The organism is Flavobacterium amylolyticum (genome assembly GCF_048284335.1).
Taxonomy (GTDB): Bacteria; Bacteroidota; Bacteroidia; order Flavobacteriales; family Flavobacteriaceae; genus Flavobacterium.
In genome coordinates this window covers 37672-59081 of the sequence record NZ_JBLVPG010000002.1, presented here as the reverse complement: position 1 = coordinate 59081, position 21410 = coordinate 37672, and the positions used below count along the sequence as shown (strand labels likewise).

12 protein-coding genes and 1 pseudogene are annotated in these 21410 nt (G+C 31.9%); 6 read left to right on the top strand and 7 right to left on the bottom strand.

Going from position 1 to position 21410, the window contains the following annotated elements; all coding sequences use genetic code 11:
• The gene (locus ACNQF9_RS06490; protein WP_417960316.1) at window positions 1–885 is read left to right on the top strand and encodes an MlaD family protein; all 885 of its coding nucleotides are present in this window, start codon (window positions 1–3) and stop codon (window positions 883–885) included.
• A gap of 1345 nt (window positions 886–2230) precedes the next feature.
• Window positions 2231–3697: a glycoside hydrolase family 130 protein gene (locus tag ACNQF9_RS06485; RefSeq protein WP_417960317.1), complete on the top strand. Its 1467-nt coding sequence runs from the start codon at window positions 2231–2233 to the stop codon at window positions 3695–3697.
• A gap of 69 nt (window positions 3698–3766) precedes the next feature.
• Here ACNQF9_RS06485 and ACNQF9_RS06480 read toward each other — a convergent pair whose 3' ends face one another.
• The 3 genes from ACNQF9_RS06480 to ACNQF9_RS06470 all read right to left on the bottom strand — a co-directional run bounded on the left by ACNQF9_RS06480 (window position 3767) and on the right by ACNQF9_RS06470 (window position 8181).
• Window positions 3767–6178, bottom strand: a complete 2412-nt coding sequence (locus tag ACNQF9_RS06480; protein WP_417989881.1) for a TonB-dependent receptor — start codon at window positions 6176–6178, stop codon at window positions 3767–3769.
• A 64-nt stretch (window positions 6179–6242) separates the two neighbouring features.
• Window positions 6243–7535: a sensor histidine kinase gene (locus tag ACNQF9_RS06475; protein WP_417989880.1), complete on the bottom strand. Its 1293-nt coding sequence runs from the start codon at window positions 7533–7535 to the stop codon at window positions 6243–6245.
• Window positions 7504–8181: a response regulator transcription factor gene (locus ACNQF9_RS06470; protein WP_417960320.1), complete on the bottom strand. Its 678-nt coding sequence runs from the start codon at window positions 8179–8181 to the stop codon at window positions 7504–7506. Before ACNQF9_RS06470 ends, ACNQF9_RS06475 begins: the two co-directional genes overlap by 32 nt.
• A 573-nt stretch (window positions 8182–8754) precedes the next feature.
• On the opposite strand from ACNQF9_RS06470, the gene ACNQF9_RS06465 reads away from it, so the two are divergent.
• Window positions 8755–10674 (top strand): metallophosphoesterase, encoded by a 1920-nt coding sequence (locus ACNQF9_RS06465; RefSeq protein ID WP_417989879.1) that lies wholly within the window; start codon window positions 8755–8757, stop codon window positions 10672–10674.
• A 68-nt stretch (window positions 10675–10742) separates the two neighbouring features.
• Here the strand turns inward: ACNQF9_RS06465 and ACNQF9_RS06460 are convergent, their stop codons facing one another.
• The 3 genes from ACNQF9_RS06460 to ACNQF9_RS06450 form a co-directional block, all read right to left on the bottom strand.
• Window positions 10743–12542, bottom strand: a complete 1800-nt coding sequence (locus ACNQF9_RS06460; protein ID WP_417989878.1) for an alkaline phosphatase — start codon at window positions 12540–12542, stop codon at window positions 10743–10745.
• Window positions 12543–12706: 164 nt separating this feature from the next.
• Window positions 12707–14401 (bottom strand): RagB/SusD family nutrient uptake outer membrane protein, encoded by a 1695-nt coding sequence (locus ACNQF9_RS06455; protein ID WP_417960323.1) that lies wholly within the window; start codon window positions 14399–14401, stop codon window positions 12707–12709.
• Between the two features lie 15 nt (window positions 14402–14416).
• Window positions 14417–17368: a SusC/RagA family TonB-linked outer membrane protein gene (locus tag ACNQF9_RS06450; protein ID WP_417960324.1), complete on the bottom strand. Its 2952-nt coding sequence runs from the start codon at window positions 17366–17368 to the stop codon at window positions 14417–14419.
• A gap of 1078 nt (window positions 17369–18446) precedes the next feature.
• Here ACNQF9_RS06450 and ACNQF9_RS06445 point away from each other — a divergent pair.
• The 3 genes and pseudogenes from ACNQF9_RS06445 to ACNQF9_RS06435 all read left to right on the top strand — a co-directional run bounded on the left by ACNQF9_RS06445 (window position 18447) and on the right by ACNQF9_RS06435 (window position 19728).
• Complete coding sequence (locus ACNQF9_RS06445) at window positions 18447–18896, top strand: transposase (RefSeq protein WP_417990211.1); 450 nt, start codon at window positions 18447–18449, stop codon at window positions 18894–18896.
• 32 nt (window positions 18897–18928) lie between these two features.
• Complete coding sequence (locus ACNQF9_RS06440) at window positions 18929–19465, top strand: IS3 family transposase (RefSeq protein WP_417989877.1); 537 nt, start codon at window positions 18929–18931, stop codon at window positions 19463–19465.
• Window positions 19466–19728 (top strand): annotated as a pseudogene (locus tag ACNQF9_RS06435) (IS3 family transposase).
• 325 nt (window positions 19729–20053) lie between these two features.
• Here the strand turns inward: ACNQF9_RS06435 and pdxH are convergent.
• A complete protein-coding gene (gene pdxH, locus ACNQF9_RS06430) occupies window positions 20054–20698 on the bottom strand; it encodes a pyridoxamine 5'-phosphate oxidase (RefSeq protein ID WP_417960437.1) in 645 nt (214 codons plus the stop codon).
• Between the last annotated feature and the right edge of the window lie 712 nt (window positions 20699–21410).

Genomic DNA, 21410 nt, shown 5'->3' with positions numbered 1-21410 from the left:
ATGAACAAAGAATCTGGATACCAATGGAAATTGGGAATGTTTGTAATTATAGGATTAATCCTTTTTGTAGGAACTATTTATTTTGTTGGTAAACAGAATAATTTATTTGGTTCAACTTTTGAGCTAAATTCAAAATTCAATTCGGTAAATGGTCTTGAAGTAGGAAATAATGTTCGTTTCTCTGGTATTAATATTGGTACTGTTGAAGAAATTGAATTTCTTACAGATACATCAGTAGTGATTAAATTAGTCATAAAAGAAGATGTTCGAAAATTCATAAAAAAAGATGCAGTTGCGAGTATCAGTTCTGATGGTTTAATGGGTGATAAAGTACTTACCATTTCTTCAGGGAAAAATTCTAAAATAATTGTGGAAGACAATGATAATATAGCTTCTAAACAGGCTATAGAAATGGATGATTTAATGGTTAGTGTCAAAAAAAGTGTCGATAATGCAGGAATAATTACCGCACAACTTGCCCAATTCAGTTATAGCATGAATAATGGAAACGGAGCTTTGTCCAGGTTAGTTTCAGATGAACAATTTGGAAATAGTATAAAAAACATGGTCACTAATCTTGAAAATAGTTCCACAGAATTTAAAAAATTTACCTATAATATGAATAATGGCAAGGGGGCTTTGTCTAAACTGGTAAGCGATGAAAGAATGGGTAAAGTTATTGATTCTTCATTAGTAAATGTTAAAACAGCCACAAAAGGGTTGAATGAAGTTATAGAAGCTGCAAAACATAATTTTTTATTAAGAGGTTATTTTAATAAGAAGAAAAAAGAAGCTGAAAAAAAGTTGAATGAAACGGAAGATCCAGAAGAAGCTGAAATGAAAAAAGAATTAAAAATAGGCGTTGATAACGATTCTCTAAAATAATTGCCAGTACTATGCCCGATTATTATAAAACACGTATTGAGTTACTAGAATTTATTTTCTAATCACTAGTAATTCTAGATTTTAAACAAATGTATCCATACAACACTATAACTCGTATTTATAAAAATATATTTTCATAATCATAAAATATAAATTCCAGCTAACATAAAATGAACTATAGTATCGGGACATAAAATCATTATTTATTGTAGTTATTGAACTGCTTATAAGGTCTGCTATTTTAAAATAAAAAATTCGGATAGTGATTAATCTTAATTAGCGTATTAAAAAGTTACTCTATTTAAGATACCAATGAGAATCATTATAAAATAAAAAATTAAGAATGTAAAATCATTCAAATCCTTAACGCTCTTGGTGAAGTGCCAGTTATTCTTTTGAAGTATTTATTAAAATAGCTTGGATATGAAGATGTAATAATTTCCATGAATTTGGAAAATTAAGGTTACCAAAAAACAATATTGTACCATCTGTTTCAATCCCTCTGTCGGCATAATGAATGAGATTCCGCTCTATGTTAATACATAGTAAAAGTCTCTACGATTATATGAAGAAATAGTATTAACACCATTTTTTACTTCATAAACTTTAAACCTTTTCAACTGTAACCAATGGTATTAAAGTCTTAAGATTGAAAAATAATTCTCAAAGATAAAATGAGAACATCTAATATTATATATTCTTCTAATACTTTTACCGCTTTAAAAGTATCATCCGAAAATAAAAACGTATTGTCAATATGTGCTTATTTATGCCATTTGCTTTACCTAAAAAAACGTTAAAACTAAGTTCTTAATTACATTATTGATAACAAAATGCATAAAATAGAACTAAACCTCGTTTCAAAATAAAAATTAAATAATTAATCTAAATAAACATTTAAAATTAAACTTCAGTGAGTCGTAAGATTTTAAAAAAGTTAGTTGAAATGGTATCAAATATTTACACTTATTTTATGATTTTTTTGTAATTTTGAGGTAATCACTTAATGAAAAGTTACGCTTACAAAATTCATGATATATTAAAGTGAATTGTTTTGAAACAGTTTGGGAATTCAAATTTCAACATAATGATTTAAAAAGCAACACTTTTTTTGCTTTAACTGTTCAATTATTTAGTTTCTTCATCCAATACTTGTTTTATAAATCAATATTCTTTGCACAAGGTTATAGATAGAAATAATTCGGAGTACGAATAGATAATTTTCAATCAAATATACTAAAGTTGATTCCTTTAAACAGGGTTTAACATCAAAGGAGCATGCTTTAAAATCTTCTTATACTTCCTGAAAAAGCGTACTTATTTATTATAATTTAAAAATAAAGCTATGAGAGTTCCTGTTATCCGAAAAAATATAACATTTACCCCTGATTCCAGAAGGGTAGTAGCCCGGTATTTTATGAATGGTGAGCAACGGACTCAAAAAATGGTGAGTCACATAATGATATTAGATGAAAAACAAGTAGTAGAAACCTTGGAACATACACTTCGAGAGTTTGCCAGAAGACACCGAAATATTTCAAGTATATTTTTTAGACATTGCGAAAAAATTAGAGGCATTATTGAAGGCATGAAAATCAACTATGACGCACTCTCACAAGAACGAAAAATGCTTATTGGTTCTTATTGTACAATGGAATATGCTATAGAATCGGCAGCTATTTTTAACCCTTCCATTGTTGAAGATTTTGATCAGTCAGGTCTCGAAAAGGGCGAAAAGCGTGTCATTATTTCTTTCCGTGCTACAGGTGAAGGTCATATTTCCTCAATTGTTTTTAGAAGAGGAATTCTGGATAAGAATAACAATCTTCAGGTAATGAAAATTGGTAGTAACATTGACAAAGCAGAGATTGTTCATAAAACGCTTTATAATAAAGAACGCTTTTTGATTAAATTAGCAGAAATGCATACTTCAGATAAATACTCAACACGCATTATGCAGGATCTTCCAGATGAATTTGAGTATGCGGTATTAAAAAGTTTGGTAAATAGAGCATTAAGCGATCCTATGATTCGGCAGGAGCGGAGAATTGCACTCGAAGAAGTGATCTGGTTAGCAGATTCATTTTATGATTTACAATTCAAACATGATTCCGATATCACTGAACGTGTTATATTTCCGATATCAGATTCTGAAAGCCGTGGTATTGAAGATGCGCGTTTTGTGCGTTTTGTGGACGATGATGCCTCAGAGCGTGTTATGGCTACTTATACGGCTTATAATGGTCATGTCATCCTTCCTAAACTTATTTCTACTGAAGATTTTTATACGTTCCGTGTAATGCCTTTATATGGAACTGGTGCTCAAAATAAAAATCTAGCATTATTCCCTAGAAAAATCAAAGGAAAGTATGCCATGCTATCTAGAATTGATGGTGTGAATAATTACCTCATGTATTCCGATAGGCCTACACAATGGAATAATCCTGTTATTATTCAAGAGCCTCGTTACACCTGGGAATTTACACAAATAGGGAATTGTGGATCGCCGCTTTGGACTGAAGAGGGATGGTTGGTTATTACGCATGGTGTTGGAGCTATGAGGCGGTATTGCATAGGAGCTTCGCTGTTTGATTTAGACGATCCTTCAAAAGAAATAGGAAGATTAAAAGAACCCTTACTCTCACCGCTCGAGGATGAACGGGAAGGCTATGTTCCTAATGTTGTGTATTCATGCGGTTCTATTATTCACAACTGCAGTCTAATATTACCTTATGCGGTATCGGACTATTCATCTACTTATGGCGTAGTCGATTTAATAGAATTAATCGAGGCCTTGAAGAAAAGTAAATAATACTTTAATGATCCTCAATTTTATCATTATAAAATGGTGTAATAACGGTGAGACTTTTGATCTTTGTATCTAAAATTTATAGTTGTAACCCAATCGAATTACTTGTGTTTCGTAATAATCAGAACTAGTGTAGCTAAATTGCTGTCCTTGAATTTGTTTTTTGATTACCAAAGTATTAAAAAGGTCAGTGGCATTCAAGAAGAATTCTCCTTTACCCTTTTGAACTGTTTTTTTTATTCCTAAATCAATTGAAAAACGTGATCTTATTTTGCCTTGCGGAATAATATCCGGTGCTAAATAAATTCCGGTTACTTGAGCATCTACTTTTTTAGATAAATGCAATGTATTGTTCCACTTTATATTTCCAGAGAAAACATCTTGTTTCCCAGCTGAAAATGTATTGGGTTTTGGATATAAATTTTGAACAGTAAAGGCATCAATCTGATTGTAATACGCATTAAAGTTCAGATTGAACGAATACCATTTTGCAATATTTTGTGAAAGAACCATTTCGGCTCCTGTATTGGAACTTTTATTTAGGTTTTGAAAAATGGCATAAATGAGATTGCTATCAGGAATTGTAGACGCAATGCGTGTAATAGTTGCATTGGCAAAACGATGGTAAAAAGCCGTATAAAAAGATCCTTTTTCTAAATTCCTCCTGAAACCTAACTCTAATAAATTAGTAAATTGTGGTCTCAAGGCGGGATTACCAACTTTTATAATTTCTGCATCGTCATACTTTGGAAATATTCGAATATCCACTTCGTTTGGTCTGTCAATTCGGCGGTTGTAAAATAGAGATATTTTGTTGTCTGCATTAATTTTGTAGGCAAAACGAAAATTTGGGAACGGTTCAAAATAGGAATAACCATTAGTTTTGTATGTGGGATGATTTGAGTTTACCTCATAGACCAAATCTAAATATTCCATTCGAACCCCAATTTCTGCCTCAATGGTACTAGTTTCATAAATATAGTTAGTATACAACGCCGGAATAATTTCTTTATACGTTGCTTTTCCTCCAGCATCGGCATCCAAAGGAGAATTTGTTCCTGGGAAGAATTGCATATTGGTTGGGATAATTCGGTTGCGAAGTTTTAAACCAGTTTCAATTCGTCCATATTTTAAAGGTTTACTATAATCAATATTAAAATCCATTACTTTTTCATCCGACAAAAGTTTGAAAGCGTCTTTACTGGAATATGTTGGTAAAATATTATCAAAAAAATATTTTTCATCCTCTCTATGAAAAGTATAATTAAAGCCCATATTTAGTAAATGTCCCGCTTCTTTGAATTTATGTTGATAGGCAACAGTACCCATAAACGTTGTTTTTAATTCATCTTCCAAAAACTGCCAGAGTCGTAATCTTTCGGTAAAGTCAGCATTAAAGAAAGGTTGATCACCATTGTCAATAATTTTTTCTGTCCCAAATAAACCTGAAACAGTCAGTGTGTTTTGGTCATTAATATTCCAGTCGATTCCAGATTTTATAGTAGTAAAATGGGTGTTTCTATTTCTTTTTAATTGTTGGTTTATACGAGTCCCGTCCTCATATGTACGTGTTACAAACTCATTTTTATTTAGTGTTTCGGTATACAAATAATCGCCTTGAAAAAAAGCATTAATTTTGTTTTTACGATAGTTTAGGGACAGTGTAGGATTTATTTTTGGCGTTACCGCATATTGAGGTCGTATTGTAGGTAAATTTTGTTTTCGTTCCCATAAAGCTCCTATTCCTGAGGTAAAACCAGCTTTTCCATTAAATCCTTCTTTTTTGTTTTTCTTATAAATGATATTAATTATTCCAGCGTTTCCGTTAGCATCATATCTTGCGGATGGATTATTTATAATTTCAATTTTTTCTATAGCTGAAGCCGGAATGTTATCTAAACCAGATTGATTCCCAAAGCCTGTTAATGCAGTTTGTTTTCCATCAATCAATACCGTAACTTTATCATTGCCTCTAATTTGTACTTTTCCGTCTTGAACTGTAACTCCGGGTAAATTTTGCATGGTTTGTAATACAGATCCACCACTTTGACTGATATTATCCGCCACAGAAAATGTTTTTTTATCCATTTTTTCACTAATTCCATTTCGTTTAGTAACAACTATGACCTCGTCTAATGTTGTGGAATCTTCCTCTAATTCTATAGTTCCTTGATCTAAAAATTCAGAAAGAGAACCAATATACACTGATTGTACCTTTGTTTTGTATCCAATGTATGAAAATTCCAAAATATACGTATCCGATTTTATATTGGATAACGAAAACCGACCTTCTTCATTAGTTATTGTGCCCATAATTAAAGTATTACTTTCGACTGTCTTTAAGGCAACGTTTACAAATGGTAAAGCTGATTTTGTTATTTTATCTTTAGTAATTCCAGAGAGTGTAACTGTTTTATTTTGTCCTAATAGACTTGTTACGCTCAACAGTAGAATAGAGGTTATCAGATTGATTTTAATTCGCATTGCAAGTATCTTTTTTAATTTAATAGTACAAACGTCTAAATAGAATTTGAAGAAATGTTGAATTTTAAAACTGAATTTCAAAAATATGAAGATTGTCTTTGAAGTGATAAGAAACTTTCCAAGTATTATTTTCTGCAATTTTCTTAATTATTGATAATCCCAAGCCATTTCCCTTTGAAGAGGGATTGACTTTAGAAAAACGCTCAAATAATGTATCCGTTTCCAATGATTTCGGTATTCCTGTATTAGAGAAAATTAAGGAGTTTTCATCTAGAAATACTTTTATACTGCCATTTATAATGTTATGATTAATAGCATTTAAGAATAAATTTTTAATCATTATTTCAGATAAAAAAGCATTAGTATTTAATAGAACATCGGATTCTAAATGTGTAGTTATAGCAATGTTTTTTGCAATCGCTTGTTCTTTAAAAAAGTCTAATTGACTGGTAATAGTGTTTTTTATAGCAACCACCTCGGGAATGTTATACATTTTACTTTCAATTTTAGACAGTAACAAAAGATTTTTATTTAATCGGTTTATTCGTGTAATAGTTTGATTTAGTGTATCTAGTATTTCAAATTGTCCTTTAGTTACGTCTGATCTTTGCAACAATACTTCTATTTTACCCTTAAAGATCGCAATAGGTGTTTGTAATTCGTGTGCGGCATTCTCGATAAACTCCTTTTGACTTTTATAGATTAAAGTATTTTTTTCAATCCATTTATTTAAAACTGTATTTAAACGATTAAATTCCTCAATAGTATTTAGAGCTAATTGAGGATTGGAATTTCTGTCAATTTCAAATTTTTCAATTTGTTGTAACGTTTCGTAAAAAGGTTTCCATAGGGTTGTGGATATTCTTTTAGTAATACTAAATAACCCCAACAGGAGAATTAAAATTATTAGAGTAAAGACGCACAAAATACTAATTATTAAATCTGAATTATCTATGAGATTAATTTTTGCAGAAAAAACATAGGGTTTATTGTTTATGAACACGGGAGTTTTCAATACACGATAAGGCTCGTTTTTCTTTTTTAAAATGTTATAAAAACTTTTCTTGTAGAATGTATCTTTTGAAATCTTTGTTTGTTCTTTTTCTATTTTTAAATCCCTGTTTAAAGTATTAAAAGCATAAATTTCATTGTCTTTAATTTGAGTAGCATAGAACAATATAAACTCTTTTTTTTGAACAATCAGGGCTTCATCTGTTTCGTGAAGGTATAATAATTGAATTATAAAAAAGAATAAGGGAATACCCAATAGCATTACCATCAAAGAAAATGTAATGTAATAATTAAGCGTTTTATGTAATAATTTTTTAGTCATTTTCCCATTTGTACCCCAATCCATAAACGGATTTTATATAATCATAACTTCCTGATTCGTTCAGTTTTTTCTTTAAATTTTTAATATGAGCGTATACAAAATCGTGATTGTCTAACATATCCGCCATGTCTCCAGAAAGATGTTCTGCAATAGCACTTTTAGACAATATTTTCTTATTGTTGCCGATCAAAAATAACAACAAATCGATTTCTTTTTTAGTACAATCGATTTTTTTCTCTTTAATTTTGACTGTTTTAGCTAAAGTATCAATCTCAATTTCATTGAATACGATGATATTATTCCCATTGAATTTTTTTCTTCGTATTAAAGATTGAATTCTTACGAGTAACTCCGAAAGATGAAACGGTTTGGTCAAATAATCATCTGCTCCTAAATTGAATCCTTCTATTTTTGTTTCTAAGGTTTCTTTTGCTGAAATAATAATTACGCCATCCGATTTCTTTAATGCTTTTAGCTCTTTCAATATACCAAAACCATCTCCGTCGGGAAGCATTAAATCTAATAAAATACAATCATAATCGTAGCTAGTAATTTTGTTTAAAGCACTCTGATAATTACAGGCTGTTTCACAATGAATATCATTTGTTTTTAAATAACTTTTTATGCTTGATGCAATTTCTATTTCGTCTTCGATAATTAAAATTTTCATTCTGCAAATTAAGAAATGAATTTTGAATGAAAATTGAATTTAATTATCCGATTTTCAATATAGTATGTCGTTTTATTACCGTTATTCATGGTTTAAAATGTGCTTTTTAGTAAAATCTATCATACCATTAGTATATATTCAAATCCTACAACTGAGAAATAATAAAACGACTATGATTAAAAAAACAACCCGTCAAAAGCTGAACAAAGAAACTACAAAAAACAAAAAAATGTTCGCTTGTTGATAAATAAAAATCGCAATGATTATTTCAAAATATTTAATCTTATGATTTACTATCAAAATTAAAAGATCTGATTTAAAAAAAAATAAAATTTAGATCGCATTATAAAATCTTTAACAAGCTGTTTAAGTCCCAACTTACCATGTATTAAAAAAAGGAGTCCTTTCTAACTGCATTTTTTTACAATAAGCAAGCTTGAATTTAAGAAATAAGGAGAAAACAATATAAAACACATAACATTACCTTAAATGAATAGTAATTTATTATTATTATTATTATTATTATTATTGTACATATTTAAAGACATCATACCTAATCAATTTTAATCTTCAATGAGTCGCATAATCGTTTATTTTTCACTCTTCCTCTGTCTTTTCCCTTCCTTTTCAAAAGGGCAGTCTCCCCCTGACGAAATAAAGATTGCTTTTCTAGCAGATGTTCATTTTCAAGATCTGTATGGGAATTTAGCTGACACCGATTATAAAGGAGTCATTAATACTAAGAATGGAAAACATACTTTATTAAGAACTATGGAATCGCAATTACATTCTACACGTATTTTTAATGAAAACTATTTTGCCTTTATCGCAGCTCTAGATGATATAGCTCAACGTGGTGTAAAAATCGTAGTACTTCCGGGTGATTATAGTGATGACGGACAACCTCTTCACATTAGGGGTTTGAAGAAAATCCTTACTAATTATTCTAAAAAAAATGGTGTCCAATTCTTTATCACCACAGGCAATCACGATCCTTCAGGACCTTTTGCTCAAGAATCAGGGAAAGATGATTTTTTGGGCTCGGGAGGAAAACGACAGCCTATTTTTAGCAAAAAAGAATTGTATGAACCCAACAGCAATACTGAAAACACATTAGTGATTAGCCAAGATATTGCCAAAATGGGATATCTCGGTATTACAACCGAACTAAAAGATTTTGGTTTTTTTCCAAAAGAAAATGATTTATTCTGGGCCTCTCCTTTCAGCACGTATTCAGCTGACAATTACGATTATATTAAAGCTACCGAAGCCGCTTCTTTGACTAACCGAAACTATTGCGTAGCACCCGAACATTCAGTTCCCGATGCAAGTTATGTGGTAGAACCTATTGCAGGGCTTTGGCTACTGGCCATTGATGGTAATGTCTATATTCCTGAAAAAGGGAGTGCTGAAAACTCAAAGGACTCCAAAGAGTATTCTGATGCAGGTTTAGGCTTCAATAAGGTGCTTTCACATAAAAAACACCTGATAAAATGGATTGAAAAAATAAGTGTAGAGGCTAAAAAAAGAGAGAAAACCCTAATCGCATTTAGCCACTTTCCAATGGTAGAATTTAATGATGATGCTTCCACTGAAATTGAAGAATTAATGGGCAAAGGAAAATGGCAATTAGACCGTGTTCCGAAGGAAGAAGTCGCAGAAACCTTTGCTGATGCCGGATTGAGAATCCATTTTGGAGGACACATGCACATCAATGATACCGGAGTTCGAAAAACCAAAAAAGGAAATACGTTGGTAAACATTCAAACCCCTTCTTTGGCTGCCTACATTCCTGCCTACAAACTACTCACTATCAAAGAAAATGAGGTCATGGAAATTGAAACGATACCAATCACTAAAGTGCCCCGATTCAATGAACTTTTTGATCTTTATAAAATGGAATATAATTTTTTGAAAAATAAGAACACAGCAGGCATTTGGAATACCGCAATTTTAGAAACAAAAAACTACCATGATTTTACCGATTATCATTTGAAAGAATTGGTCAGATTACGCTTTTTACCAGACGATTGGCCGGAAGAATTTAAAAATTTTATTTTAGAAATTTCTGCTGAAGACTTGCTCCTACTCGCCAATATAAAATCTACAGCAGATTATAATACCATTATAAACCATAAAAGCAATTTTGAAAAAGAATGGAAAAAAGCAGAAAACAAAGTAAAGCAACAATTAAAAAAGAATCTGTTCAATCAAAGTGATTTTAATTGGTCTGGTTTGGAGCTGATCACCGACTTTTATCGCATTCGAAGTGCTGATGAATTGGCTGTAGCCGAAATTGGAAAAGAAAGAATAAAACAATATCAATTTATTATCGCTTCGTATCTTGACCATCAAAAGGGAAGAAAATTAAATCCTCAAAATCAAACAGCAAGAAATACAATTCTTTTTCTGACCATTCTGAATAAGTTCTTAAACGGAGCTCCTGCAGATCATTTTTTTGTTGATTTGAAATCGGGTATTATTCAAAAATAAAAAAAGAAATACCTTTTATTGATATCTCTTTCTCTCAATAGGTTTAATTTTATGAGAATACAATCAAATTATTGAAGTTTCAAAACTTGTTTGATTTTATGAAAAACTTCATTGTTTTCATATACACCAGAAAAAATATCCGATTGCGGTCCATAGCTAAAGATCGGCACCATAATTCCTGTATGATCATAAGTTGTAAAATCACCTTCAATCATTTTCTCTTTTAAATTCCCTTGCGGTAGCGTAAACCCCGATGTCTCATGATCTGCGGTAACAATGACCAAAGTATTGCCGGTTTGATCCGCAAATTTTATAGCCTCGGTTATCGCTTTGTCAAAATCAATTCCTTCCGAAACAATTCCGGGTACATTATTCGCATGACCGTAGGAATCAATCTGAGCGCCTTCAACCATAAGAAAGAACGGTTTATTCTTGGCATTCAAAAATTCCAATCCCTTTTTTGTGGCTTCTGCCAATAAATTTCCACGTCCTTTTAAAACACTGGGAACAGTATTTTCAGAGAAAAAAAGACCAACTTGATTCTTGTTACTATTGCCAACATCTGCAATGGAATTTAAAATTGAAAAATCAGCTTTAGAAAAACCAGCAGCGAAATTTCGGCTTCCGCCACCCATAAAAAGTGAAATCTTACTATTTATAAGATCATTTGCGATTGCTGCTGTCATATCGCGCTCTTTTTGGTGCGCATAAAAAGACGCAGGGGTCGCTCCTGTAATATGATCCGTGGTGATTAAACCCGTACTAAAACCCTTTTTGCTAAGGACTTCCATAATATTTTCAGTAGGCATCCCTAAGGAATCCACTCCAATTGCCCGATTGAAGGTTTTTTTACCAATAGCTAATGCGGTGCCTGCTGCAGCTGAATCGGTGGTAAAATCATCAGAAGATTGCGTTTTTATAAACCCTATTGATTTTAATTGCGTCAGTGTCAATTGCCCACCATTAGCCAAAACAGCAGTAGAAATCTGAGCAAGTCCATTCCCGTCGCCTATAAGCAGAATTATATTTTGTATAGGACTGTTTTTCTTGTCAGACAAATAAGTAGGTCTGTAAACCGGCGAATCAATCGTATTGTAAAAAACTCTGCTGTCTAAGGAATTCAAATAGCGTGAACTCTCGTAAGGCATGTCGGTATTTATAAAATCGACTCCGAGATCCTTGAACGTTTTCCATGCTGTTTTAGAATCTGGACAACCCCAAAAACGGAATGGTTTTCCATAACTATGCGCCTTATTGATTGCTTCGGATACCTTTTTGTAATCTTCGGCAGTAAGACGTCCTTTTCCGTTCCAAGATGAAAATTCGCTGAAACTTTTGCTGATTAGCGCCACCTTTTCCCACTGTTCTTTTTCTGGAATACTAGCAAAACTTTGAAAATCAAATTGAATGTAATTAGGGTATTGCATATATGTTTTTGCTTCTGGTCGGTTTCCCGATATCACAATGGAAAAATTTTTATTGTTTATTACATTAGGGTAATTTTCTAAAACAGCAATCAGTTTATTTAACGTTGCAACAGACTCGGTTTTAATATCAATAAGTAATTGTATGGGTTGCTGATTGCCCATTTTTAGTGTCATTACTTGTTGCAAAGGATCTAAATACAGCTTTTCAAGGGTACGTTCTTTTTTGATATCAGTCTCGGTATGGCTTACATACAAGTTATTATCCTTCAAAAAAACATCCGCTTCAATAGAATTTAAACCATTGGCGTAAGCGCTCCAAAACGGAATATTTTGCTCATAATCATTATGAGAATGTATTTTATATTTTTGAATCTCTTGTGCCTGAACGAACTGCAAAGAAAACAGCAAGGCCAGAACTGAAATTTTAATTGATTGTGACATAGTATAAATTTTGGTTAATAAACGTATTTTAATTATGTAGACCTTTCGGCTGCTATTACAGTTCACCGAAAGGTCTTTAATAAAATTATATTTTATGACGTGATTCAGTAGCTCAGTTTAATTTTCTCCTTTAAAACCATGCTAAAACCACTTTTTTGATCCAATTAATATCCTGCGTTTTGAACTAAATATCCAGGCTTGTCTGAAGCTCCATCAATAGCAGATTGTGGAATTGGAAAAAGACGTTTCTGAACATTACCATCCGTTTTTTCGGTCCAAGTTCCTTCATATTTTCCAAAACGAATCATATCTGTACGTCTGAGCATTTCCCAGTAAAATTCAAATCCACGTTCTCTATACAAAAGATCGAGTGTCATAGCAGTCAAGGCAGGCGGAACAATTCGGGCTGTTCTTGAAACTCTTACCAAGTTCACATCTGCAAGTGCACCAGCTGCATCATTTGATTTATGAAGTTTTGCTTCGGCACGCATCATATAAACATCAGCCAATCGAAGAATGACAATATCGGCATCACCTCTATTTCTCCCATTATCTGATTTTTTACTAAACTCATATTTCAATACTCTGTATCCACTGCTGTAACCACTTCCTTCTGCGGTAAAATCTATTTTCTCCGTATGGTTGACTAGTTTTGTTTTATCCGCTCTGGTTATATTTCTCAGTTTACCAATTTTATATCCAATTCCATCAGCACAACGAGCAAAGGGTTGGCCATTAGCAGTTGTAAGTAATCCATATTGCTGGCCTCTGATAATCCCGCGATCAATTTCAAAATTAGCTGCCGTAACACACGAATCCGCAGGTATTATAAGATTCTTTTTAGAAAACCTAGGATCCATTGTTGCGGGATCCTTAGAGCCATAAGCTGCGACCCAGGTTTGATAAAAATCAGATGTAATGGCTGGACCGTCAGTTCCATTTGCTCTTACAAATGCGGGAAGCGGAAACCGGTCTCCTGATAAGGAAAAATAAGCCAGTCGGTTATGACCATTCAATTCTGCTCGTTGATCAACAGCAAAAATTAACTCCTTATTGGTATGGTTTTCATCATCAAATATTTCAAAATATTCGGAGGAAAGATTGTATTGACCCGATTCAATAATTTTAGAAGTATACAAAATGACCTTATCCATGTCCTCTGATTTGAAATCAAAAGTACTTGCATATGGATTCCGATACACTGCAGCATTTAAGTGCAAACGAGATAGAAGTCCCCATACAGCACCTTGAGTAATACGACCGGGTCCTGAAGTTTTAGAAACCTCATTTTCAATAGACAAAAATTCGTTTTTGATATAATCTACCGCTTCAGAACCACGTAAAACAGTAGAAATTTCAGCAGGGTTTTCTTTTACAAAAATTAATCCAAAAAGATCTAAACTCAACATAGAGTAATACGCTCGTAGCCCTTTGGCCTCAGCCAAATAAAGTTTAGCCGCAGGATTGCTTGATGCCAGAGGACTTAGTGCATTAATTGCTGTCACGGATCTCGAAATACCTTGAGTGATGGATCCCCAAGTATCTTTTATTCGAATGTGGGAGCTACTGTAAGTATGACGATGCATATCAATAAAAATCCCATTATCACCCCAATCAGTTCCTCCTCGATAAGGCAAAATAGCTTCATCCGTTGATATTTCCTGAAGTGTAAAATAACTGGTGTGTAAAAATAATCCCGGCAAAACGGCATAAGCTGGTGCAATACTTCCATCGGCAACCGCACCTGATGTGGCACCGCCAGTTAGAGACTCGTCTAAAACTTCTTCTTCAAGTGTTGTACAACCAAATTGCAATAAAGTGGTAAAAACGGTCAGTAATAGTATAATTTTATTTTTCATGTGAATTGTATTTAATTAAAAGGAAACATTAAATCCGAATAGGAATGTTCTTGCTTTAGGATAACTCAAATAATCGATACCGTAAGAAGTAACTCCAGCTACAGATCGGTCTGAATTGACCTCTGGATCGTAACCGTCATAATCCGTAATGACAAATAAATTTTGACCGGTTACTGAAAATCGCATCGAACTAATCCAATCTCCAACGCCAATCGACTCTGGTTTTAAAGTATAGCCAAGAGATACATTGTTCAAGCGAAGAAAGGCACCATTTTTCAAGTATCGTGTTGAAATAGAAGCCGGGTTTGTAATCGACTCCGAAGGAAATTCTCCCGCTGGAGCAGTTGTGTTTAATGACTTGGCTAAACGAGCTTTATAGAAATTGGAATTGGCTGTGTTGTCATAGATTTTATTTCCAGCAACACCATTAAAATTAAAGTTTAAGTCAAATGCTTTGTACGCTAGATTACCATAAAAACTGAATAATTTGTCTGGCAATGCACTTCCGGCTACAACACGATCTGCATCGGTATCCAAACCATCATTATTGGCATCTCTAAACTGGCTCATTCCTTGATCATTGATTCCAATAAATTCTTTCATAAAAAAAGTACCAATCGGTTGACCGTTTACATAACCGTTAATCGTAGCCGATGAAAGTCCTGATCCTGAAGCACTTCCTGTAGTGAGCACCGTAAACGGCGAGTTTTCAATTTTATTATCAATAAAAGACACGTTACCTCCAAATCCAAATGAAATTCCTTCTTCACTTTTATACTGATACGCTAGTGCGAATTCCAGACCGCGATTGGTAATAGTCATATCTTTTACATTTGTCCAATACGTCGAAGCGGGCTGAATAGGATCAGATGGTACTACTTCAAGCAAAATATTATCAGAAACCTTATTAAAATAATCTACAGTTCCGGATAAAGCCCCTTTAAAGAATCCAAAATCCAAACCAATGTTAGTTTGTATAGAGACTTCCCATTGAATGTCCGGATTCGCAAAACGAGCAAAAGTAGTTCCTCCAGGATAAGTGCCTGTTGAATAAAGGGGATAACTAGTACTCCCACTCACTGAGGTTGTCGAGGAAGCTTGCGTAATTTTAGATGGTATTTCTTGATTTCCTGTTCGACCCCAACCAGCTCTTATCTTAAGGTTGCTAAAAGGGCTTTTTTGCATGAACTCCTCTTCAGAAATCTTCCATCCTGCTGAAAATGAAGGGAAATTTCCGTATTTATTGTTACTTCCAAATTTTGAAGAACCATCTCTACGCAAAGTCGCTGTCAATAAATACCGATTTTTAAAACTATATCCCAGTCTTCCAAAAAACGATTGTAATTCATTTTTAACCGCTGATCCCGAAGGCATATTATCTATTAAATCCAATTCTTGACCCAAACCTGGATTGTATTTAGGATCGATACCATTATCTTTAAATCGATCGATACTCCAATGCCGGTATTGCACGAATGTTTTTTGGAATGAATGACCCGCCAAAAACGAAAAATTATTCTCGCCTAAATCAAAATTGTAAGTAATGTAATTCTCTATCAAGGTGTTTTTATTATTGCTATAAAAAGAATCAAGTCGTCCATCTTCTTGAGGCAAAGTACTTGGTCTATTTTGAATATCGCGATCAGAACTGGAATTATCAACACCAAAATTCAGTTTATAATCCAAACCTTTGATGATTTCAAACGAAGGAGAAATATTCGCTATAATACGATTCGTTTGAGTCAAATCTTCATATAGTTTAAGGCGAATCAAAGGATTAAAAACATCCGGAAATATAGAAGGAACTCCATTTTCATCATAAGCAGGATACGTCGGATTAAGACTTAATGCAGTCCCTATAAGCCCTTGAATGGTTGGCCGCTCGCTAATGGTATTGGTAACATTTAGGTTCAAATCAATCTTGAGCCTATTATTAAGCAATTTTTGGGTGAGATTAATTCTGCCTGAAAGTCTCTTTAACTCACTATTTTTCAAGATCCCTTGCTGATCCTGGCTTCCTATAGAGGCAAAATAAGTCAGATTATCAGCGCCACCACTTAATGATAGGTTGTGATTTTGTGTCAAAGCAACTCTGGTAATTTCTTTTTGCCAATTAGTGGATCCGCCTAAATCAATAAGCTCTCCGCCAATTTCAACAACTCTTGATCTAAAGGCATCAGCACCGTAAACCAGAATTTCTTTAGCCATCCTTGAGGATCCCAAACTAGTGGAATAGGTTACTTTTGACATTCCTTTTTTACCTCTTTTGGTTGTAATCATAATAACTCCGTTAGCACCTCTTGCTCCATAAATAGCCGTTGCTGAAGCATCTTTCAATACATCAATTGATTCAATATCATCTGCATTAATGAAACTCAGTGGATTAATTGCCCCTCCTGTAGCAGAATTATCAAGAGCAAACCCATCCACAACAAATAAAGGTGTACTTCCCGAACGAACACCACCTTGACCACGTATGCTTATGGTTTGATTACTTCCTGGTTCTCCGCTTGCTGATGTGATATTGACTCCTGAAACCTTACCTTGAATTAATTGTTCCGGAGAAGTAACGATGCCACGATTAAACTGATCGCTTTTTACAGAAGTAACCGCACCCGTAACGTCGCTCTTTTTTTTAGAACCATATCCAACTACAACCAAATCCTCTAATTGCGTGGCGCTTGACTGCAACTTTACATTTAATTTATTGTAATTTTTAATGATTATTGATTGTGTTTCTAATCCTATGTAAGAAAAAACTAAAACATCTCCAACGGATGCCTTTATGCTAAAACGACCATCCAAATCAGTTATTACTCCTTGATTATTTCCTTTTATCAAAACATTAACACCTGGTATTGGGTAATTTGCATCATCTAATACTACTCCTATCACTTCTATTTGTGCCCATGATGCGACAGAAAACACCATTAAAAGGAATAACATCAAAAATTTACTTTTTTTCATCTTTTATCAATTTATTTATGATGGACAAATAGAGTCGTTAATTGCTAAATGAATGTTAATTACGAAACAACAAAAAGTAAAATTTTCGAAAACAAAAAAGTGAGGCTTAATTTAAAGATTCAAGAGATCAACAGCCCAAACTATTAATAAATCTAACTCGATTTAAAATCAAATAAGAAGAGAGTATATAATTAGTTTTTAAAATATTATTCATTTTGGATACTATTAAATAAAATTAATTTGTTCTACAATTACTAAGTATTTATAATAAACTAAACAATTACATAAGAACTGTATCTAAAAAACATTGCATTAATGCATTTAAAAAATATTTCTACATTTATCAAAAAAATGAAGTTTTACACAATAAAATTAATTTATTGTAGAGGCAAACAAAGGTTAAAAAAGAATAAAACATAAACGAACAATAAAAATTCAACATTTATACGCTCTTGTTTTTAACCTATTTTACGCTAAAAATTTATTCCTTTTAAAATAAATTTGTATAACTTATTGACGATAAAAATTTTATAAGATTCAGATGACTAATACCGCTATACTATTCGAAAATCATTTCAAATTTTGTATAATCTGAGACAAATAATTTATGATATCGTTTTGACGAATGGCGCCTAAAAATAGAAATTAAGTTTGAGGTTCATAACGTTAGAGGGATTTAATATCCTAACATATCTGTAAATATTCTAATTTTTATAAAAAGGTTACACCTGTATCAAAAAAATGATTATCTGGTTAATGTAATATCTGATGATTACTTTAAATCAAAAAACAAACTTATTTACGGTAAAAACTTATTTTAAGAAAATGAATAAAAATATAAATACTTATAAATTTATAGTAAAAAGTATTTAGCCTTAAATAATTAAAATAAAATTTTATTTATATTGATTATTACTCATCCAATACCCCAAAATCATAAAAGGCTGACTTTTATGAACTGCCCCCAAAAAGTTAGACACTATTTGGGGGCAGTTTTATGGAAAGAAAAGTCAAATACAATTATGAATTTAAACTTCGCTGTGTAGAAGAAGTTTAAAAAAACCGTTCATTAAGTGCCATTGCCAAAGAAAATAGTGTAGCCTTAACAGGTCTTAAAGTTTGGATTAGATGTTATCACAAATTTGGAAATGCAGGTCTTTTACCTGTCCAAAAAAAAACAAATTACAGTACAGACTTTAAGTTAAAAGTTCTACAAACGATTGAAAGGAAGTTATTATCTTTGAGTGAAGCTTGTTTGACATTCAATATTCCGTCAAGTTCAATAATAAGGCGTTGGCAAAGAAGATATGCACAAGAAGGTGTAGCAGGCTTAGAACTTAAACTTAAAGGAAGACCAATATCTATGAATTCAAAAAGAGCCAAAAAGACACCTGACAAACCATTAATTAGAGAGGAAGAACTCTTAAAAGAAAATGAAGCCTTACGAAGTGAAATCGCTCTTCTAAAAAAGTTTAACGCCTTAATTCAAGCCAAAAAATTGCAGCAGCAGAAAAGGCTCAAGCCATAATAGAATTAAGGCCTAATTTTGATTTAGATATTTTGCTAAATCAAACTAATATGGCTAGAAGTAGTTATTATTATCATAAAAGAAGAACTCAATTAAACGATAAATATCAAGATGTTAAAGAGTTAATTAAGCAGATTTATAATCATCATAAAGGTAGATTGGGTTATCGCCGTATTACTTTAGCAATCAGACAGAAAGGAATCGTAATTAATCATAAAATAGTGTTGCGACTAATGAAACTTTTAGGATTAAAAAGTTTGATTAGAATCAAGAAATATAAATCCTATAAAGGAGAACAAGGCAAAATAGCTCCGAATATATTGCAACGAAATTTTGAAGCAACACAACCCAATCAAAAATGGGCAACCGATGTGACCGAGTTTAATGTCTCAAGTAATAAATTGTACTTATCGCTTGTAATTGATTTATTTAACGGAGAAATAATAAGTTATGAATTATCTGAAAGGCCTAATTTTAATCAAATAACCAATATGCATAAAAAGTCTTTTAGAAGAATACCAAATAACACCAATTTAATATTACACTCCGATCAAGCCTGGCAATATTAAATGAAACAATATCAAATGCTATTAAAAGAAAAAGGATTAGTGCAGAGTATGTCAAGAAAAGAAAACTGTTTAGATAATGCAGTTATAGAAAATTTCTTTGGCATATTAAAATCAGAACTCTTTTATCCTATGAAATTTAATGATATTAACCATTTAAAAAAGAAATTAAAGAATATATTAAATATTACAATAATGAAAGAATCAAACTAAATCTAAAAGGAATGAGCCCGATACAATATCGAGCTCATTATTATCAAAATTAATTATAAATTTGTCTAACTTTTTGGGGGCAGTCTATTTTTTGGTGAAAGACAGCCTTTTAAATATAGAAAAAGCAAGTTGTATTGTGGTTAACATTTAAATATATTCTTATACCATATGCAGAATTTCTATTGATCGTAATGCCAAAAGTGTCTTCTTTATTTTCTTATAAAGTTTCTAAATCAGTATTATTAACCGGAAAAAAATTTGGATATAAAAATAACCTAACCAAGTATGTAATCTATTTTTTATTAAAGTGTAAATATAAAACCGTTAAAAAAATAACTGATTATACTATGCGTATTTAATAAGCGTATAATTCTTACATTACGGAGACAATCTATCTGTTTTCCATGAACAATCATTTTGAATCGTGTACCGTATTCTATCATGTAATCTATTAGGCCTTCCTTGCCAAAATTCAACTTCTAATGGGGTAACTATAAATCCACCCCAATGTTGTGGTCTTGGAATTATAATACCCTCAAAATCTTTTTCTAACTGCTTTAAATTTTCCTCTAAATATTCTCGTGAGGGCACAACTTCACTTTGACTGGAAACAATTGCTCCTAATTTACTCCCATCAGGTCTTGATTCAAAATAACGATCAGATATTTCTTCGGAAGTAGGCTTTGCAATACCTTTTACAATTACTTGACGTTCCATATTATGCCAAAAAAAAGATAAGCAAACATTAGGATTTTCTAATATAGCCCTACCTTTTTCCGAATTATAATTTGTAAAAAAAACAAACCCATTTTCGGTAAAATTTTTTAATAAAACAATTCTAGATTTTGGGAAGCCATCCAAGCCAATAGTAGCAATGGTCATTGCATTTACCTCGCTATTACCCCCATATTCCTCCACTTCATGAAACCATTTATTAAATAGATTTATAGGATCCGTAGGTATGTCAGATTCTAATAACTCGCTTTTTTCGTACGATTTTCTATAATTACTTAAGTCGTTAATAATTTTTATTTTAACCATATAGAATTAGTTTTAATATTTAAATTAGTTTTAATTTCAAAAATAATATTATTGTCCTAGTAAACCCATTTCTCTGGCGTTATTTTTGAGAAAATCATAGTTTTAAAATTATAAAATATTTTTAATAATTTCGCTTGAATAAAACTGACCCTACTTAATAAAATGCTTTTTTCATTTAATTGCTTAATTATGTAAAGAAATAGGTCAATTTGCTGACTTAAGTATTATAGAAATTTAAAAATAACTGCCTATACAGAAAAAACATATAAATAGACAGAATACTTATAATCAATAATATAGTGCAATATTTTTTAAAAAAAATAAGCATTTTTACAAAAACTGCCCATGATTTATAGTTTTATTAAAAATTAATGAATAAATATTCCCGATTGAAAAAATACGTAAAGCACTCCATATTAGCCAAATAAAGCATTGTTGTTAAAAAAAATAAGGAATTATGCTAGAATTAAACTGAAAATCGTCGTAAAAAAGAACAAATATGATTGATTTATTTTAAAACGAAGCAATACTACCAATTTATCAGGATAATACTAGAACTTCATAGTTTAAGTTATAAATTTTTAAAATCTTTAAGCTTTGAATCTATAAGAAAAGCAATTTCAATAGCAAAATAAATCAAAAAGCTAGGCTAACGTAGTAAATTAAAACAGAAGTTTAAAATATCAACCAACTC